This is a genomic window from Grimontia hollisae CIP 101886 (assembly GCF_000176515.1).
In the GTDB taxonomy this organism is placed as follows: domain Bacteria; phylum Pseudomonadota; class Gammaproteobacteria; order Enterobacterales; family Vibrionaceae; genus Enterovibrio; species Enterovibrio hollisae.
In genome coordinates this window covers 185,402-204,334 of sequence record NZ_ADAQ01000012.1, presented here as the reverse complement: position 1 = coordinate 204,334, position 18,933 = coordinate 185,402, and the positions used below count along the sequence as shown (strand labels likewise).

The window sequence follows — 18,933 nt, the reverse complement described above, 5'->3', positions numbered from 1 at the left end:
GTTAAGCCATGGGTTGATCTTGGTATTCATCGTCCAACCTATTACAGAAGGAAGTATGAATGATAAATATTCCATATGTGGTAAGCACACAAACATATTCAATAAAAAAATATTTTGAAAAAGTTAGCGCTGCTCTGGCTAATGGCCAACAGCTTCCCGGTTCAATCGTTGCACCTAAAGATCAAAAGTTCATGAGTGAACTTTTTTACATCTGGCGAATGATAAGAAGAATGGTTTAAATGCTCACTATTGTAACTCCCCATTAGAAATGACAGAAAAAATAAAGGAACTATCCGTGTCTCTATGTGTAGTTACCAACCCGTTTCTGCCCCTTTTTAATGCCATCGCCTAAAAGTACTCTTAATAGTACCACTAAAAATACTTTACTAAGGCACTTTTAATCAGTACTCTTTAAGAGCACTATTCGTATAGCACGAGTCAATTAGGAAGGAACAATGATCACTGCCAATGATGTCAAAGTTCGTGGCATAAAAGTTATCAAAGAGGCAATCAAAGATGGTTTACCTCATGCTGTCACTGAAAGAGGAAAGCCTGCTTTTTATGCGATCAGCGTAGAGGACTACGAAGAATACCAAGAGTGGCGCTTGGATAAGGCGATTAGAGAGGCAGAAGCTGATTACGACGCCGGTAACTTTTCTGTAATCACGGACATTGACAGCTTCATAGATGGAATTATCAATGAACCAGATAGTAACAACACCGGCCTTTGAAAGAAGACTAAAAAAGTTCCTAAAGAAACACCCCGACATGCAAGCACCTCTAAAAAAAGTGCTCAAGATGATACAACTGAATCAGCTAGGACACCCTTCACTGAGATTACACAAAATCGAGGGTAAAAATTGTCATTCTGTATCATTAAATATGTCGTATCGGCTAATGGTTGAGATCCGAATAAAACAAGATGGGACTGTGTTGTTGATAGATATCGGCAACCATGATGATGTTTACTAAAACAGTTCTGATAATTGCGTTGCGCACGAACTTATAGAAAAGCGCTCTACTGCGCTTTTCTATTGATCTTCCTTGCATAAGCAAAGAGAGAATCTGCCTCCTGTGCCAGAAGGTTATTAAGATGGGATGCAAACGTAAAGGATGCGTTATAGTTTGCGGGTACTGCACCAATCGCTTCTCGAACTGCCACCATAACGTAGTCGTTATCGTTCGTGATAAGGCGTGTTGATTGGTGAAGGACGACGCCGGGAGGCGATTCGCCCCTTTTTCATCGGGTTTGGTTAAGCAAAGGCTGATTTCAGTCGGTGCCACAGACGGCCATCAATAGCTGATAGTCCGAAAGCTATTAACCCCATTCCCAAGATATGAATAACTTCCAGAGATTCGTTCAGAAATAGTGAGCCAAGCAAAGTTGCAGAGACTGGTACAAGCAGTGTTACCAGCAATACGTTTGTTGCGCCTGCCAGCTCAAGGATTTTGAAATAGAGAACATAAGCTATCGCCGTGGAAGCAACAGCAAGCCCTGTAATCGCTATCCATGTGCTCATGTTTGTTCTCTCCGTATCGATAGTACCATCTACAAATAGCGTGATAGGAAGTAATAAAAGTGTTGAGGCGGTGACCTGTCCTGCTGCGGTAACAACAGGATTAATGCCCAATGATTTGAATCTGCGTCCGTATACACCTGCAAATGCATAAGATACTGTGGCAGCAACAATAGCAAGTTGTGCGAACAAGCTGCCTACGCCACCTAAAGCTGGTACTCCTATCATTACGACTACACCGACGAAGCCGAGAACAACGCCGAACAATTTTAACGGAGTTGGTCGTTCATCAGGGAGCAAAATACCTGCCACAACTACGGTAAATATGGGCGTTGCAGCGTTCAGAATTGAGGCCAGACCTGATGCAATCTGAGTTTGCCCCCATACAATCAAAGCAAAGGGAATAACGTTGTTCAGCAACCCCATCCCTAAGAATGCCCCCCAGACTTTTAGACTTTTTGGCGGACGTAAGCCAAGCATCATGGCTATTCCCCATAGCGTAAACGCTGCAATGCCAACTCTAAGTGTCACTATGGTTAATGGAGGGAGGTCATTGACCACTACGCCTACAAAGAAGAAAGATCCCCCCCATAAGATGGAGAGCAGAATGAGCATAGCCCATACTTTTGAGTTCATAGAGTGATTAATGCTAGATGTCATGTTCGTTATCATCCGTGTTATTCGTCTTTACGTTCATATTAGATATGGTGACAACCTGAAAACATCCGAAAATTGCGCCACATTCAAATTGAAGGGTTAATAAACAGCCGTGAATTAACCAGCAAGAATCGGATGGCATCATCAAGCTTGATGTGATGAGATATTGATGAATCCAGCGAAACAGTGAGCGTAGCCATGCCAAAGCTATCTGAAAATAAAATGAAAAATGCAGTAGCGCAGAGCGATGGATCTTTTGACGGACAGTTTTACTATGGCGTTATTACCACTGGCGTATTCTGTTTGCCATCCTGCTCAACCAAAGCCGCAAATCCAGAAAACCTGAGATTCTTCTTAGATATTGAATCCGCAATGCAAGCAGGGTTTCGTCCATGTAAGCGTTGCAATCCAGCAGGACAGGATGAACGTACTCATCAGCTAATCGATGTAGCTCGCTATATAGAAACTAATGCCGAAGACAAAATGACACTAACCCAGTTAGGCAATATTGCAGGGCTTTCGCCTTCCCGATTACAACGCACATTTAAAGACATGTTTGGTGTGTCACCCAAGCATTATCAGGATGCAGTGCGAATGCGAAAATTTAAGCGTTCGTTAAAAGAGGGAGAAGGTGTGACTGATGCAATTTATTCGTCAGGTTATGGCTCAATAAGTCGGGTATATGGTGAAGCAACCAGAAGTATAGGCATGACGCCAAAAGCATACAAAGCTGGCGGTAAAGGTGAAATTATCCATTACGCATGTCGAGAGACGGCACTTGGATATATGATAATGGCAGCGACAGATAAGGGGGTATGCTCGGTACAGTTTGGTGATGACAAAGATTCTTTGCTAACTCTGTTAGGTGATGAGTTTCCAGAGGCTAAGCTTGTACTTTCTGCGGCACAAGACGCACCAGAGCTGGATAGCTGGATGTTTGCTTTAGATCAGCATATAAGTCAGGGCGCTCCTAGACCCGATGTGCCTCTTGATATCAGAGGAACGGCATTCCAAATCAAGGTGTGGCAATTTTTACTAAGCATTAAAGAAGGGGACGTGATGAGCTACGGTGAAGTTGCCGAGCATATTGATAGCCCGAAGGCGGTTCGCGCTGTAGGCACCGCTTGTGGCAAAAATCCAGTTGGGATTCTTATCCCCTGTCACCGAGTATTGCGCAGTGACGGTTCTTTAGGAGGCTACCGCTGGGGACTAGAGCGCAAAAAAACATTGTTGGATATGGAAAGAGCAAGGCGCTAATTCAATTGACCACTAAATAACTGTAATGTACACCTCGTGTCAGGGCGAACTGTTCTGGCACGGTCATGTCCCAAAGCAAGGCTGCTACCCTCTCAAATATGACTAAGACATTGCATAAATTTTGCTTCAGCCGTTGAGTAACAAAGCCCATCGATAATGATGCTACTCAGCATTAAATACATACCCTGCTTGCTCTTTAGAGACTGTACCTGAATGACTGAATCGAGAAGGATAAGCTTGATAAAGCGAACATCAAGCCGAACTGTCATTACGCAAACATCACGAGCGAATAGGCAATGGGTCATGGCGGTATCATGCAAGGTGGCAATCGCACCACCCTACATCTTGATAGCCTTGCACTTTTTCAGTTGGTACAATTTCCGCAACGCCCTCTCCGTCAGCCATTAGAGTCAAGCGGATGTCACTATAATGGTTGAAAAAGGGCTGGCAACAAACCGACATTGTTGTTGGTGATTTTTTGGATATGGATAGACATAAAATACCACTCGGTTAAAAAAACGATAAGCCTAGGGTCTGTTGACCTTTGGTGATGATTTTTGCAGCAGTTTGTGGGGGCTTTATACAAGGCAGAGGCTTTGATGTGTAGCTAGCCTACATGAGAAGCCGATAACGCAGGAGAAAGTCCCCACAAACGCTGCCCGAAGGGTTCAGCCCTAAGCGTTTTATGCTTTGTTGAGGTGTATTTGCTTAGAATGACTAGGCGGCACACACCTCGCCGCGCCTAAAGCGCTTATGGCTAGAACAAAATTCAACCACCAAAGGTCAACAGACCCTAGACAAAAACTTAAGGCGGAAACAAAGTGGCAAGACCAAAAAAAGAACGAAATATTTGCAGAAGAGCGCCATACGAGTGCTTTAAACCCAATGGGGTGCCGCTTTCCCAACTCGATAAAGTTGATCTGTTGGACGAAGAACTCGAAGCACTGCGCTTGGCCGATCTCGAAGATCTCAGTCAAGCAGACGCGGCGGCTAGTATGGGGATCTCTAGGCAGACGTTTGGCAATATCGTAAAGCGTGCTCGTGCCAAAGTGGCTCAAAGCTTAGTTCATGGTCAGGCACTCATATTTAGTCGCGAACCATAGCCATTACCTAACAGTCTGGTGCTTGCGGTTCCTTAATTTGGTAAAGCACACTGGCGTGTTCATCACACATGTCGACGCAGTTGCACTCTCTTTCTATTTTGATCCTAGCAAGCCCACCACAACTGCCTTGTATCGTTTGACGTTTTAGTATCACACCTATCGCCATCAAGATTACAACAATCAGAAATATCGCAAAGCTGATTAGATATATCATTGTTTTTTCTCAGGTTGGTCGGATAACTTGAACACTTTCGCCAAGTGATTTATCGCTCGTGGTGAAAGCTTATTAGTCAGTGTTAGTTGGCCTGTAACTCCCCCACCATTGAATGCTTCTCGCAGACCAATCGCGGAAGTGTGTGTTGCACTCTGACTTGAACAGCTTGCTTTATTTTTCTTAGCCGAAGGCCGAGCAAATTCAATTTTAGTGACTGGCGTTAAGTGGTTTTCATCAAAGCTCTCCACAGAGAATCCTCGTGGTGCACTCAGAACGCGAACATTGAGCTTAAACAGTGTACTCAGCATATTCGAACCGATTGAACGAACGACAACAGCATCTACCTGATTGTCTTGCAATACCTTGCGCCAAAAGTGCTTATGACCACAACACGATGATGACTGAGGTCGTTCAAGGATTCGTTTGGTATTGGTTTGGTTGTCCCACAGCATAATTTGAGGGGCTTTTGCAAAGTGATTGGAAAGAGAGGATTCGCAGCAGGGAATGGCAAACAACATAGTGTTCTCCTTTATCTGAGTAAGGAGGCCACTATACAATTAATTATTGGCATATGCCAATAATTAATTGTGCAAAATTAGGATCCGCCGCACAAAGGAAAATCCGTTATCCAGCGCAGCGCAATGTCTGCCCAGCCGATTGCAATGCCTGCCATTCTTCCCGTAATACACCGTATCGCAGTGAATCATAATATTGGCCTTCCCAGAAGCGTACCCGGCGTATCCGCCCTTCTTCCTGCATGCCGAGTGCTTCTGCACATTTCATCATCCGAGGATTGCCAGACCAGGTTGTCAGGCCAATACGGGCAACGTCATAGCGCTCGAAAAGATGGGAGATCCAGAGAGTCAGCGCTTTACGCCCAAGTTTCCGTCCCCAATAGCGGGACGTAAACAGGGTGATCCCCACTTCCAGCCAACGGGTAGACTGGTCCTCCCAGTAACAGGAAAGATAGCCAATCGCTTCGCCCTGATAATCAATCACCATGGCGGTTTCAGCCTCTTTCAGGCGCTTGAACAGGTGGCGCCGGAACTGGAAACGGGATTGGTATTCAAGTGGAAAATACGGCGCATCATGGGCCTTCCACTCGTTTTGTACGTAGATAAAGTGCCAGAGATGATCCCTTTCATCGTTTCTGGCAGGCCGCAAGCCAATATCGTCAAGCTTTAACATGGTTCTCCTTGTCATGTCGCCGTGTCATCACGGTCTTCTTGATTCCTAAGCTATAGCAGCTCAGAAAAGATAGCCAACAGAAAACGTTATCTTCGAATCATTATTGAACGTTTTCCTCAAATACGCATTCCGTTTCATCAAATGATCAAGGGTAACGGATCACCGGCGGGGAGATAGGTAAGATGGGGATCATGTGGAGGACCGCATCTGTGCCCCCTCCACACCGTTCAGCAGGTTATATGTTACAGCGAGACAGTCTCAGGGCCCGAGAAGGCGTTTACCGCCGGCACTTCGCCTTCAAATTTCTCATATTCCACCAGGCAGGTATAGGCACTGCACGCTTGAGCAAGCTCTGAAGTACCGATATCCAGCGTGACTGTATTCGGGTCGCCATAGGTATCGAGCGCCCCGATTTCCGCCCCTGTCGGACCGTACCAGGCTCCCTCCTGGATCCGGATGACGCCCGGTGGATAATTGTCTGACACGACAGCGCCGGCAATCAGCTGTCCCCTATCGTTATAAACCCGAATAAGATCACCGTCTGCGATACCACGCGCTTTGGCATCTTCCGGGTTGACATACGCGGGCTCACGTCCCTGTACTGTGTAGGTGTCACGCAATCCAGGCGATTCACACATCTGTGAATGCAAGCGCTTGTCAGGGTGGCAGGATTGCAGCCACACCGGGAATTTGTCTGATCCCGGCCCGCCATGGGAGCGTTCGGCTTTTTCAAACCACATCGGATGTTCCTGGCAGTATTCGTAACCATAACTGCCGATTTTCCGACTGGTGATCTCAATAAAACCCGAGGGCGTCCCCAGCGGGTTAAGCTCTGGATCTTCGCGGAATGCGGCATGACGGACAAAAGTGTTTCCTTTGCCAAAGCTGACATACCCATCACGCCAGAAGGTATCAAAATCCGGCATGTCAAATTTGCCCTTGTTGGCTGCGACACACTCGTTGTAAAGCTTTTCTACCCATTGCATTTCGGTCATATGCTGCGCGTATTCTTTGTCTTTGTTCAGGCCAAAACGCGCAGTCAGCCCTTTAAAAATGTCAAAGTCCGTGCGGGAATGATAGAGCGGATCCACCAGCTTGTGCATGGCAAGAACGCCAGTTGCCGAGTAAGCCCCATAAAGATCGATATCATTCCGTTCAAACTGGGTGCAGGCGGGTAACACAATATCAGAGAACCGACAGGTAGCACTCCACGCATAATCGATGGCTACGGCAGTTTCTATGTTGTGATAGGCCTTCTTCATCCGGTTGTGATCCTGATGGTGATGCCAGGGGTTGTTACCACTTACCACCACCATCTTAATGGGTGGCAGCTTCACTTTGTTACCGTTGTGGTTGATCACTGTGCCGGGCGCTTCAATGGCTTCAACCCAGCGAGCCACCGGAATGGTGCTGGCGTAGCCTTTGAAATCGCTGTTGTTGTATTTAGGCTCCATACCCGGGTCGAGGTTGCGCGGGAAACCACCAGGGCCGGAGGCACCCGTCGCTGGTTCACCAATACCACTGTAATGGTGAGCATAAGAAACGCCACCGCCCGGCAAGCCAATACTGCCGAGCATACTGGCAAGTACAGCCCCCATCCAGTACGGCTGCTCACCGTGTTGTTGGCGTTGCACACACCAGCCAAACATTAGCTGAGTACGTTCTTTTGCCAGCATGCGGGCGAATTCACGGATACGCTCTGGCGAAATACCGCAGATTGTTGATGCCCATTCCGGCGTTTTTTCGACTTTGTCTTTGGTTTTGCCCATCACGTAATCGATAAAAGGTTCAAAGCCGATGCAATAAATTTTGATGAACTCTTTGTCATGAAGATTTTCAGTGTACAAAGTGTGCGCCAATGCCAGCATAAAAGGCACATCGGTTTGTGGGTTAATGTACTGATGTTCACAGCCGAGAAACGCCTGGGTTTTACTGACCACGGGATCAACAGAAATCACCTTGATTTCACCCTTCGCCACTTTGTCTTTCAACTGCTCAAAGTAGCCATATACATCATGCGTGGGACACTGCCAGCCCACCTGGGCATTTTTCACCGGATCATTGGCCCAGATAACAATTTGTTTGGCGTTATCCAGCAACAGTTGCCAAGAAGTTTGCTGCGCATAAACTTCTGTTGAACCGAGTACATAAGGCATGATGGTTTGCCCAGCACCGGTGGAGTAATCCCCGATTTTCTTCACAAAGAAACCGTGCATCGCCAACGCACGCTGCATGTGAGTGGTGCAACTGTGGAACTGCCCGGTCTGGCGCCAGCCGGTTTGGCCAGCCAGCAGGCCTGACGGCCCGTAGGTTTTCTGTACCCGCTCCAGTTCGCTGTAAAACAAATCAAGCGCCTGATCCCAGGTGACACGGACAAAACGGTTGTCTCCCCGGGTAGTATTCCAGCCTTCTGAACGTTTCAACCAGTCAAGGCGCACCATAGGGTAGCGCACGCGGGAAGGGTTATAAATTAACCCCTTAATTCCCGCTAACATGGCTGTCGGGTGTTTGTCGTGAGTAAATGCCACCACGTCTGCCACTTCTCCGCCGACAATGCGGGCACGAAATGCGCCCCAATGGGAGCCGGAGGTGCGCCATACCCCCTCCAACAATTCTGGATTTGCATAAGCATCTGTCGCGACGAGAAGGCTGGGCCCAATGGCAGCCGTTGCGCTGACAGACAAGATACCTTTCAGGAAAGTACGCCGATTAATTGTCATGCTGCTATCCCTCTCAGTGTTCTACAAAGGTGCTGGAGTGTTTTTGCAGGTACTTAAGCACCAAGGCTCGGGTGGCTTGATCAAAGTTAACAAATCCCATCATGCCGTCGAACATACCCGGCCAGGTATTGGCATCAAAGTGGGCTACATCCGGTTGAGTGTGGCATAGGCTACAGTTGGTGTTATACGCCTGTTTCGCTTCAGTCCAGATAGGATCGATGCTCCCCAGGAAGTCCGCTTTTTTCACCCAAAGATCCACTTCCACACGCTGCCAGGTCAAGCCGGTCAGCTCGTCTTCCTGGGTTTCAAACGTGCGGATGTCATCCTGACTCTGTGCCACCTCTTTTGTCAGAGCAGCAGAAGCGATATTCAGGCCGAAACCTTCATATATCACCCGGCCAAATCCTTTCATCTTACGCCAACCGGTCAGGGTGACTTTTGCCGCCTGATCGTTTTCTTCCAGAATCGTCACCATAGAGGCCGGTTCCAGCGTACCTCCATCCTGTGTCAGTCCTGAGTCCACATACATTTCCAGGAAATTTACGCTGTAAATCGGGGAACCTTGCGCATAATCCGTGCTTTGAGACTGAGAAATCAGCTTACTGAGCATACCGCCGGTAGAATCCATTTCTGCGGGAAGCTCATGGGCTATCCCTTTGTGGCAGTCTAAACAGCTTTGATTTTTCTCCGCCGCATGCTGCATTTGAAAACGCGAAGTGGGCCTCATCTTCTCAAACTGCATGCTTGCGTATTGGTGGCAGGCTTTGCATTCTTTTGAACCATTGGCACTGAACCTCGCCCATTCGTGTTGTGCTAGCTCCAGCCGCTTGGCAAGGAATTTTTCCCGCGTATCAATCATGCCAAAGACCTGGGCAAACACCTCTTTACTGGCCTGCATTTTCCGTGCGATTTTGTCTGTCCAGTTATGGGGGACGTGGCAGTCAGGGCACGTTGCCCTTACACCGGTGCGGTTTGACCAGTGAATGGTTTTTTTCAGCTCCGGATACACATTGTCACGCATGGTATGGCAGGAAATGCAGAATTGTTCGGTGTTGGTAAGCTCAAGCGCCGTATTAAAGCCTCCCCAGAAAATGACACCCGCGATAAATCCACCAAGGGTCAGAACCCCAAGGCTTATTTTGGTGGCTGGACGCCGCATGGTCGCCCAAAGTTTTCGAATGAAATTTTTCATGGTCATGTGCTCTTGGTTGGATCAGTGAATATGAACCGCTGTTAGCCGTGCCCCGGAGGGCCAAAAAAGAACACTTGACTCATCCAAATGAGGAAGCCGTATCCCCCTATCAGGACGACACTAAGAATGGGAAACAGGAACACAGCAATAAAGAAAAATGCTCGCCATTCAAACGTTCCCTTTTCCCCTTCTCTCACAATATCAATATCTGCTTCGTTTTTTTCCATGACGTTGCCCTCACTTCTCCGACCTCTTTTCACTGGGTTTATACGGAATAGAAAATGTATTCCTCACTAGTCTAGAAAGAGGAATATGCATTCGGTGTCTCTATGTTGACGCAACGATAAAAGGGGATTTTTAGATACAGGCCGCAGATGGACTGTGGAAGAAGGAGTCAGGTCGTTTGGGTATACCGCATTGAATATATCTGAAGAAGGGAAACACTTTTATAGGTTTTATCAACTAACTACCACGAAAAGCAGCTTTTATCCTAAGCTGAACCAGCCACCAGACAAGACATTGAAGGTTCATTTATTCGACCAGTGCTCAACAATCAAACCTCTCAATGACCTTTGCAACATAGTGATTTTTAAATGTTAATCGAAGATATCTATTTACACTGTAAAGCGGAATAAAGACGCGTTCACGCCCATTTATGCACTACGCTTTTTATACCCAGCCAGTTAAAAGATAAAAAAAACAATGACCTTGAGTACTTCCCCCATTCTTTATCATGTGTATATCCGCAGCTTTAAAGACAGCAATGACGACGGTGTGGGTGACCTGCAAGGCGTAATCGACAAGCTTGACTATTTTCGCTGGTTAGGCGTCGACGGTCTTTTACTGTCACCGGTTTTCGCATCACCATTGAGCGACTTTGGTTACGATATCACTAACTTATGTGCTATCAATGACGAATACGGTGATCTGGAAACCTTTTCCAGACTGGTACAAGAAGCCAGGAAACGTCATCTCGCAGTGATGCTTGACTTTGTCGCTAACCATACCTCAACCCAGCACTCCTGGTTTATCGAAAGCAGCGAAGGCGAAAACTCACCAAAAGCTGATTGGTATGTGTGGGCCTGTGCCAAACCGGATGGCACGCCGCCGAATAACTGGCTCACCATTTTCGGTGAATCCGCTTGGCGCTGGCACCCAACCCGGGGGAAATACTATTTACACAACACCCTCAGCAATCAGCCAGACCTCAACTACCGTCATCCCGACGTTGTGCGCCAGCTCATGAAAAGTGTTCGTTTCTGGTTTGATGCCGGCATTGATGGCTTGCGTCTGGATTCAGTGAACTTATTCCTTCATGACGACAAACTTCGCAATAACCCGCCACGCCACCTCGGGTGGCAAGAAGAAGCGCGCACCGATCCTTATCGATACCAAAGCCAGCGCTACAACATAAGTCGTCCCGAAAACATCCACCTGCTCAAACAATTACGGGTAATTGCTGACAGCTATGATGAGAAAAAATGGCTTCTCGGATCACTGAGCGATCCCTCCCCCTATGCAGTGATTGACCGCTATACCAGCGAAGGGGACGCACTGGATGCTGCCAATGTGTTTGAGTCTCTGAGCCTTTGCCAAAACGTTGAGCAGGTCGGCAACCAACTCAATGCCTTTTTCAGTGCGGTTCATCCCGGTATTGGCTGTTGGAGCACCGGTAATCATGACATTGCCCGTACCGTTTCACGTTGGCAAAACGGAAAAAACCAACCGGAGGCAGCCAAGTTGCTGCTAACCCTGTTGGTATCCCTTCAGGGGGTGATCAGTCTGTTTCAAGGCGAAGAATTGGGGCTCACAGAGGCCAATGTGCCTCCCTCGCAGAGGAAAGATTTATTCGGCCAGCAGGTGATCGCCAATTATGTCGGTCGCGATGGCTGCCGCACCCCACTCCCTTGGCAAAGCAATGCAATGCATTTCGGCTTTAGCTGCGTGTCTCCCTGGCTTCCCCCCGATCCCAGCCATGCGGCATTGGCGGTAGATATCCAACAGGCGGATACACAATCCGTGCTTCACTTCACCCGGGAATTGCTTGCATGGCGCAAACAGCAAATTGCCATGCAAGAGGGCACCTGTCGGGTATTAGCATTTAACGCTGCACTCATGGTGTTAGAGCGGCATCATGCCGACCAAACGCTGATCATCGCATTCAATGCCTCTAACAGCGATGCGACGGTAAAGTTGAATTTACCTGCCCCGGCCACGTTGCTTTCCCTTCCCCACATGAATACCGCCTCATCACTGGTCGACGGTGTGTTGAAATTACCACCTTGGCAGGCTTGGGTAGGCGAGCTGCAACATCAATCCCCCGGAGCATGAAACGCACGACATCTCAACGGCCATTGCCTCAGCCCCCACGCCAATCCTAAAGAAGGCAGGACTGATATCCTGCCTTCTTTAGGATTTTCAGCGTTTATCGGAGGCTTATGGCGTAACGATCAAGGATGGCTTGGTCTCGCCCGCCACTGATCGTTTGAACGCCTTTCCGTCGCGATCGAACAGGTGACAATAATCTGCCGGAAACTCGATACAACGTTTGTCTCCGGCACGTATGTTGGTCTGTCCCTCTGTCCGGATCACCACAGGCTCAGCACTTTGCGGCGTATTGAAGTACATCAGACACTCATTACCTAGCTGCTCCACCACACTCAACGTCACACCACCTTCCTGGATTGCATCTTTTTCGCCAAAGCGGATGTGCTCCGGACGGATACCCACCACACAAGGATCTCCCACCTTGGCGCCGATGGTATTCGCTGACACCACAATCGCCTGTCCACGGTGGATTTGCACTTTGGTGGTCACTTCACCGGGTTCCACAATATCAGCCGTCAGGAAATTCATTTTCGGTGAGCCAATAAAACCCGCCACAAAGGTGTTCGCTGGATGGTTATAAAGCTCAAGCGGCGAACCTACCTGCTCTACACGTCCTGCATCCAGTACCACGATTTTGGTGGCTAGCGTCATTGCTTCCACCTGATCATGGGTAACGTAGATCATGGTTGCACCAAGGCGCTCATGCAAGCGGGCGATCTCCATGCGCATTTGTACGCGCAAGGAGGCGTCCAGGTTCGACAGGGGTTCATCAAACAGGAACACTTTTGGCTCACGCACAATAGCGCGGCCAATAGCAACACGCTGACGCTGACCGCCGGAAAGCGCTTTTGGCTTACGTGCCAGCAAGGTATCAAGTTGCAGTGCTGCGGCAACTTCACGCACTTTTTCATCCACGGTTTTGGCTTCAGCTTTCGCCAGTTTCAGGCCAAATGCCATGTTGTCGTATACCGTCATGTGCGGATACAGGGCATAAGACTGGAACACCATGCCGATGCCACGCTCTGGCGGCGGTAGGTCGTTGCAAACTTTACCATCAATTTTCAGGTCTCCCGACGTAATATCTTCAAGACCTGCAATCAGTCTGAGCAAGGTGGATTTACCGCATCCTGAGGGGCCAACAAACACCACGAAATCCCCCTTGTTAATGTGCAAATCCACTTCCTTGGTGACATGAACCTTCCCAAACGTCTTATTGACCTTATTTAAAATGACCTCAGCCATATTCTGTCCTTTCCCTGTTAAATCGTTGCAAATGCCGCCTGATATGGCGGGAGAGTGACCGATCCATTTCCCAGCCCGAATGTAAACCCATGGCCTTCCAATGGCTGCCAGTTTCCTTCTGGCAATGAAAGTGTCATGTCAGCCCCGGACAGATTGAACGCCACCAGCAGACGCTGTTCGTCGTTGTAACGGATAAAAGCCAGTCCCTGGTCATGGGAAGTCACATCACTGAGTCCGCCGTCAATTAGCACCCGGTGTTGCTTTCGCCACCGAAGGTAGGTGCGGTAATGTGCTAACATGCTATCACTTTGCAGTTCCTGTTTATCCACTGCCAGCGCGAGGTGACGCGGGTCGACAGGTAACCAGGGTTCAGCCGTACTGAACCCAGCGTGCTCTTCGCCCGCATGCCAGGGAATTGGCGTACGGCATCCGTCCCGGCCTTTGTATTCCGGCCAGAAAGGAATGCCGTAAGGATCCTGGATTTTCTCAAATGGGATGTCTGCTTCCGGCAGGCCAAGCTCTTCTCCCTGATATAAACACACACTGCCACGCAAGGATGTCACTAGCGCCAGTAACACTTTGCCATAAGCGGTCTGATCTCGCTCCCCTGCCCCCCAGCGGGTAATACAGCGCACCACATCATGGTTAGAAAGCGCCCAACAGGCCCAACCATCGTTAATGGCTCCTTCAATTTTGCCGATCACTGAAGCCAGATAATCTGGCGAACGGTGCACGTTGAGCAAATCAAAGGTGTAGGCCATGTGCAGTTTGTCATTATCTGCGGTGTACTGTGCCATCAGTGCCAGTGGGTTATCATCACCAATCTCCCCGACTGTGGTGATGCCGTCATATTGGTCGAGCACTGCGCGCAGCTTTTTCAAGAAGATGAGGTTTTCTGGCTGTGAAATGTCATATCGGTGTTTTTGCATTGAGTACGGGTTGGTTCCCGGCACACCGAGCGATTTGCTGTCCCCGGATGACAACGGCGGGTTGTCGCGCAATTGACGGTCGTGGGTGTAAAAGTTAACCGTATCGAGACGGAACCCGTCGACACCCAAATCGAGCCAGAACGTCACACTATCTAAAAGCTGTTCCACGACCTCTGGGTTATGGAAGTTCAGGTCAGGCTGGCTGACAAGGAAGTTGTGTAGGTAGTACTGCTGACGCCGACTTTCCCACTGCCAGGCACAGCCTCCAAAAATGGAGAGCCAGTTGTTTGGCGGTGTTCCGTCCGGTTTGGGATCAGCCCACACATACCAGTCGGCTTTCGGGTTATCACGGCTGGCACGGCTTTCCTCAAACCAAGGATGCTCATCAGAGGTATGGCTGAGCACCTGATCAATCATCACTTTCAGCCCCAGATCGTGCGCAACCTTTACCAGGTGTTTAAAGTCATCCAATGTGCCAAACAGCGGATCCACGTCCCGGTAATCAGCAACATCATAGCCAAAGTCTTTCATAGGCGATGTAAAAAAAGGCGACAGCCAGATGGCATCCACCCCCAGTGCAGCCACATAGGGCAATTGCTGGGTGATCCCGGGCAAATCGCCGATCCCATCCTGGTTAGCATCGTAGAAACTGCGTGGATATATTTGGTAAATCACCGCGCCACGCCACCAGGCGAACTGTTGTTGTTTCATGTGTCTGTTTATCCCTTAACTGCGCCAGCGGTAAGGCCGGAGACGATTCGACGTTGGAAAACCAATACCAGGACAATAAGCGGCACAGTGACGATGACAGACGCCGCCATGATGGTGCCCCATGGCAATTCGTATTGACCGGCACCGGAAATCAGCGCGATCGCCACGGGAACCGTACGTTGCTCATTTGTCAGGGTGAAGGTGAGAGCAAAGAGGAATTCATTCCACGCTGCGATGAAAGCCAGCAGACCTGTTGTCACCAACGCCGGCCAAAGAAGTGGCATCAATACTTTTGTGATGATCTGCCATGGGGTCGCGCCATCCACAATCGCCGCTTCTTCGAGTTCGAGAGGAAGCTGTTTCATGAAAGTGGTGAGCACCCAGACCGTAAACGGCAAGGTGAAAATCATGTAGGCAAGCGCCAACCCGGGCATAGAGTTGTAAAGCCCAAATGCGCGGATCAATTCAAACAACCCGGACAGCACTGCGACCTGCGGAAACATAGAGACCCCGAGGATCGTAAGCAATACAATATTACGGCCACGAAAGCGGATACGCCCCAGCGCGTACGAGGCGGTAACCCCCAGTAATAGAGAAATCGCCACAACCACGGTGGAAACCAGCACAGAGTTGAGCAGATTACGCTCAAACACCCCGCCGGAAAACACCGATGCATAATTCCCCCAATCCAATGAGGAAGGCAGGTACACCACCTGAAACAGCGCCGAGCCAGATTTAAAAGAGGTGACGATAGCGTAATAAAACGGGAAGACCGAAAATACCACGATCACGGCCACCAAGAGGTAGAAACCTACCTGCAAATACCATTTTTTCGACATATCAATGGCCCTCGTTCATGCTTTTACGCCCAAGGTAGAGGTAGGCAACAGTGCATAACGCCACAATGAGAAACAGCAACGTAGATGCGGCTGAACCATAACCAACGTCCTGGAAATCCACCAGATTCTGCCGCGCATACACCGACATCGACATAGTGGCTTCGTTAGAAGGCGTAAGCACATAAATAAGGTCAAACACCCTGAGTGCATCCAGCGCGCGGAACACCACCGCAACCATCACGGCTGGCATGATGAGGGGCAGAGTGACCCTGAAAAAGACGCTAACTGGATGGATACCGTCAATCTTGGCTGCCTCGTAGCAATCGGATGGCAGCATCTGCAAGGCGGCAAGCACCAGCAGTGCCATAAACGGGGTGGTTTTCCACACATCCACCGCGATCACCACATTGAGCGAGAGATCCGAGTCAGCAGTCCAGGCGAGGGGCGAGGCGATCAACCCCAAAGTTATCAGAAAATCATTGATGATCCCGAACTGATCATGAAGCATCCAGCCCCACATTTTTGCGGAGACTATGGTGGGAATAGCCCAGGGTACAAGAACCGCTGCGCGGACCAATCCCTGCCCTTTGAACTTTGTATTGAGCACCAGGGCAACCACGATCCCGAACACGGTTTCCAGGCTCACAGAAACAATAGCGAAATACAGAGTGTTCCATACTGCCTGCCACCAGGTGGGATCAAACAAGATGCCGTAAAATTCGCCGTCTTCGTAGATGACGTAGTTATCAAGCCCGATGAATTCTGCTACCCCACTGCCATCTAAAGTGGCATTGGTCATACTGAACCAGAATGTTCTCAGTAACGGCCACCCGGCTACCATGGCCAGGGTAATCATCATGGGGGCCAGAAACCACCAAGCGGCGCGGACACGCTTACGCGTGAGTACGCTGGTCTGTTCCATGCAATATCCTTCTGAAAGCGACTGTCAGGCATACAGAAGCCCAGACAGCCTGATCAACACTTACCAACGACCACCGCGGCTGATGCGCTTAAGATCTTTATTGAGTTTTGTCAGCGCCTTATCGGCAGAAACATTGCCAGAGAGCACGCTGTGTGTTGCATTCCAGAAGGCGTTAGATACTTGATTATATTTGGCACCGGTAGCGGTAGACGGACGCGGTGTCCCGTTTGAAAAGGTATTGTAGAGGCTGCCAAAGAAAGGCACTGCCGCCAGCACTTCTTCATCGGCATAAAGCGCTTCAATGGTGGGGTTGTACGAACCTTCGATCGCCCGGCGTTTTTGCTCCTCAAATGAGGTCAGGAACATGACAAGACTTGCTGCCACTTCAGGATTGGCAGAGTATTTGGACACCGCCAGTTGCCAGCCTCCGAGCGTGCCTGTATGGTTGCCGTCGTCTCCGCCTTTTGGCAAGGCGACAACGCCAATTTTCCCTTTCACTGGAGAATCATCACTGTTACCCAGAGACCAGGCATAAGGCCAGTTACGCATAAAAACTGCATTCCCTGTCTGGAACACGCCCCGTGCTTCTTCTTCACCATAATTCAGCACGCCCGGTGGAGAAATGGTGTTAATCCACCCTGCAGCGGTAGTCAGTGCCGTTTTGGCATTGTCATTGTGAATGGTGATCTTGCCATCTTCATCAACAATGGTGCCCCCGTTGTAAGAAGCTACCCACTCCAGTGCATCGCAAGTGAGGCCTTCATACGCGCGGCCCTGCCATACAAAGCCCCACATTTTGTCGTTACCGGCGTCACGCTCCCCTTTCTGGATCTTTTTAGCTGTTGCCGTCAGTTGTTCCCAGGTAGTGGGCGGCACTTCACCATATTGCTCTAACAGATCAGCGCGGTAGTAAAGCACGCCCGCATCGGTAAACCACGGCATCGCCACCAGCCGATCCTTCACCGTGTTGTTCGCGACGATCGCCGGGAAGTGATCATCCTGCGCGCCGTCAGAATACTCTTTGAGATCAATAAAGTGATTGCCAAGGATCCCCGGCCAGATAACATCAATCTGGAATACATCAATGTCTTTAGCGCCTGCCGCCAACAGCTGTTGATAAAGAGCCAGGCGCTCAGTGGTAGAGTTCGGTGTGGTGACGATTTTGGCGGTGTGGCCGGTATCCTGCTCCCAAGCAGAGACACCCTGCTGGCACAGCTCCAACTCCTGCCCGACAGCACCACAAGAGATGGCGATGGTTTCGGCGTAAGCACTGATACTTAGCAAAGCAGAAGCCATTACAGCTCCGAAAATAGCACGTTTCATGGATAACTCCCTGTCGCGTCATCCCGGCAATTACCCGTGTTTTTCTCCTCGCCAGCGAGAGGTCGGCACTTCCAGTTCGGTTGCGCTTATTGAAGGTGCGGTATCATTGGACGACGAAAAATCCGGGTAGGATTTTCGGCCGATCAACCACCCAACAGGGACAGAGGTATACAGTGAATTGTCGAGCAGAACACGTTGGGTAGTCGTCAGTTCAGCCTCAGAAAGGATAACCACGGATCGTTCGGCAATTTTCAGCACCTGATGCCAGCTATCAAAACCATGCAGACGCGCAACCACATCCAGCGCTTGCATGTGCGAACACCGCAACTGGCGCTTTTGCAATTTGGCCTGGCGTTTAAAGGCTTTGATGTCAGAGTCAGTCAGGATAGTGGATGTCACTGTGTTCCCTTAGGATCATTGACCGGTGAAAATACGCACGCAACGGCCCACTCGCAGCCCGCATCCCTTCCGGGTGACAACCAATTTCTTAGAGAGATGTAAGGAAGCAGATATTGCGTTAGCTTTGCCATCGTGGGCGGCCAGCCGATATCCGCGGCTGATGTTTAAACGCTATCACTACGTTTACATTTTTGCAATATCCTAAAAAAGATTGGTAAGCATTCTTTATGCCTGCCGATTTAATAGACAAAAAAAACGAGCCATCTGGCTCGTCAAAGGGTTAGCAAATCAATGCATCGGGCGAACCCAGATGCCAATAGGACAAAGGTATCTATTCGTTGATAATCCTAGTCAATATCTGGGGTTGCCATGTCAGAACTTTGTCAATATCG

The 18,933-nt window shown here is 49.3% G+C and carries 18 protein-coding genes; 5 read left to right on the top strand and 13 right to left on the bottom strand.

Annotation, left to right across the window (positions count from 1 at the left end; translation table 11 throughout):
• Window positions 1–59: 59 nt before the first annotated feature.
• Window positions 60–239 (top strand): hypothetical protein, encoded by a 180-nt coding sequence (locus tag VHA_RS12045; protein WP_040528851.1) that lies wholly within the window; start codon window positions 60–62, stop codon window positions 237–239.
• A gap of 216 nt (window positions 240–455) precedes the next feature.
• On the top strand, window positions 456–731 hold the full coding sequence (locus tag VHA_RS12040; RefSeq protein ID WP_005504677.1) for a type II toxin-antitoxin system prevent-host-death family antitoxin: 276 nt from the start codon (window positions 456–458) through the stop codon (window positions 729–731).
• Between the two features lie 522 nt (window positions 732–1,253).
• Here VHA_RS12040 and VHA_RS12030 read toward each other — a convergent pair.
• Window positions 1,254–2,177 carry a DMT family transporter gene (locus tag VHA_RS12030; protein WP_005504673.1) on the bottom strand — a complete coding sequence of 308 codons (924 nt, stop codon included), beginning with the start codon at window positions 2,175–2,177 and terminating at the stop codon, window positions 1,254–1,256.
• Window positions 2,178–2,372: 195 nt separating this feature from the next.
• Here VHA_RS12030 and VHA_RS12025 point away from each other — a divergent pair, with 195 nt between their 5' ends.
• Window positions 2,373–3,431 (top strand): bifunctional transcriptional activator/DNA repair enzyme AdaA, encoded by a 1,059-nt coding sequence (locus VHA_RS12025; RefSeq protein WP_005504670.1) that lies wholly within the window; start codon window positions 2,373–2,375, stop codon window positions 3,429–3,431.
• Between the two features lie 821 nt (window positions 3,432–4,252).
• Window positions 4,253–4,534 (top strand): DUF134 domain-containing protein, encoded by a 282-nt coding sequence (locus tag VHA_RS12015; protein ID WP_040528849.1) that lies wholly within the window; start codon window positions 4,253–4,255, stop codon window positions 4,532–4,534.
• Window positions 4,535–4,541: 7 nt separating this feature from the next.
• Here the strand turns inward: VHA_RS12015 and nqrM are convergent, their stop codons facing one another.
• The 6 genes from nqrM to VHA_RS11985 form a co-directional block, all read right to left on the bottom strand.
• Window positions 4,542–4,748: a (Na+)-NQR maturation NqrM gene (nqrM, locus tag VHA_RS12010; RefSeq protein ID WP_040528847.1), complete on the bottom strand. Its 207-nt coding sequence runs from the start codon at window positions 4,746–4,748 to the stop codon at window positions 4,542–4,544.
• A complete protein-coding gene (locus tag VHA_RS12005) occupies window positions 4,745–5,266 on the bottom strand; it encodes a NifB/NifX family molybdenum-iron cluster-binding protein (RefSeq protein ID WP_050778555.1) in 522 nt (173 codons plus the stop codon). Before VHA_RS12005 ends, nqrM begins: the two co-directional genes overlap by 4 nt.
• 106 nt (window positions 5,267–5,372) lie before the next feature.
• Entirely contained in the window at window positions 5,373–5,936 is a 564-nt protein-coding gene (locus tag VHA_RS12000; RefSeq protein WP_005504669.1) for a GNAT family N-acetyltransferase, read from the bottom strand.
• 242 nt (window positions 5,937–6,178) lie between these two features.
• Window positions 6,179–8,656, bottom strand: a complete 2,478-nt coding sequence (gene torA / locus VHA_RS11995; RefSeq protein WP_005504668.1) for a trimethylamine-N-oxide reductase TorA — start codon at window positions 8,654–8,656, stop codon at window positions 6,179–6,181.
• Window positions 8,657–8,669: 13 nt separating this feature from the next.
• Window positions 8,670–9,848: a pentaheme c-type cytochrome TorC gene (torC, locus tag VHA_RS11990; RefSeq protein ID WP_040528931.1), complete on the bottom strand. Its 1,179-nt coding sequence runs from the start codon at window positions 9,846–9,848 to the stop codon at window positions 8,670–8,672.
• 41 nt (window positions 9,849–9,889) lie between these two features.
• Entirely contained in the window at window positions 9,890–10,075 is a 186-nt protein-coding gene (locus VHA_RS11985) for a periplasmic nitrate reductase, NapE protein (RefSeq protein WP_005504666.1), read from the bottom strand.
• 475 nt (window positions 10,076–10,550) lie between these two features.
• Here VHA_RS11985 and VHA_RS11980 point away from each other — a divergent pair, with 475 nt between their 5' ends.
• Complete coding sequence (locus tag VHA_RS11980; protein WP_005504665.1) at window positions 10,551–12,179, top strand: alpha-amylase family glycosyl hydrolase; 1,629 nt, start codon at window positions 10,551–10,553, stop codon at window positions 12,177–12,179.
• Window positions 12,180–12,284: 105 nt separating this feature from the next.
• On the opposite strand, the gene VHA_RS11975 is transcribed toward VHA_RS11980, so the two are convergent.
• From VHA_RS11975 to VHA_RS11950, 6 genes are read right to left on the bottom strand one after another with little or no spacing between them, the layout of a single operon-like run.
• Entirely contained in the window at window positions 12,285–13,418 is a 1,134-nt protein-coding gene (locus VHA_RS11975) for an ABC transporter ATP-binding protein (RefSeq protein ID WP_005504664.1), read from the bottom strand.
• Between the two features lie 17 nt (window positions 13,419–13,435).
• Entirely contained in the window at window positions 13,436–15,058 is a 1,623-nt protein-coding gene (locus tag VHA_RS11970) for an alpha-glucosidase (RefSeq protein WP_005504663.1), read from the bottom strand.
• Window positions 15,059–15,066: 8 nt separating this feature from the next.
• Window positions 15,067–15,897, bottom strand: coding sequence for a carbohydrate ABC transporter permease (locus tag VHA_RS11965; protein ID WP_005504661.1), 831 nt, complete (start codon window positions 15,895–15,897; stop codon window positions 15,067–15,069).
• Window position 15,898: 1 nt separating this feature from the next.
• Window positions 15,899–16,819 carry a carbohydrate ABC transporter permease gene (locus VHA_RS11960; RefSeq protein ID WP_005504659.1) on the bottom strand — a complete coding sequence of 307 codons (921 nt, stop codon included), beginning with the start codon at window positions 16,817–16,819 and terminating at the stop codon, window positions 15,899–15,901.
• Window positions 16,820–16,879: 60 nt separating this feature from the next.
• Window positions 16,880–18,142 (bottom strand): ABC transporter substrate-binding protein, encoded by a 1,263-nt coding sequence (locus VHA_RS11955; protein WP_005504657.1) that lies wholly within the window; start codon window positions 18,140–18,142, stop codon window positions 16,880–16,882.
• 30 nt (window positions 18,143–18,172) lie between these two features.
• On the bottom strand, window positions 18,173–18,541 hold the full coding sequence (locus VHA_RS11950) for a hypothetical protein (RefSeq protein WP_005504655.1): 369 nt from the start codon (window positions 18,539–18,541) through the stop codon (window positions 18,173–18,175).
• Between the last annotated feature and the right edge of the window lie 392 nt (window positions 18,542–18,933).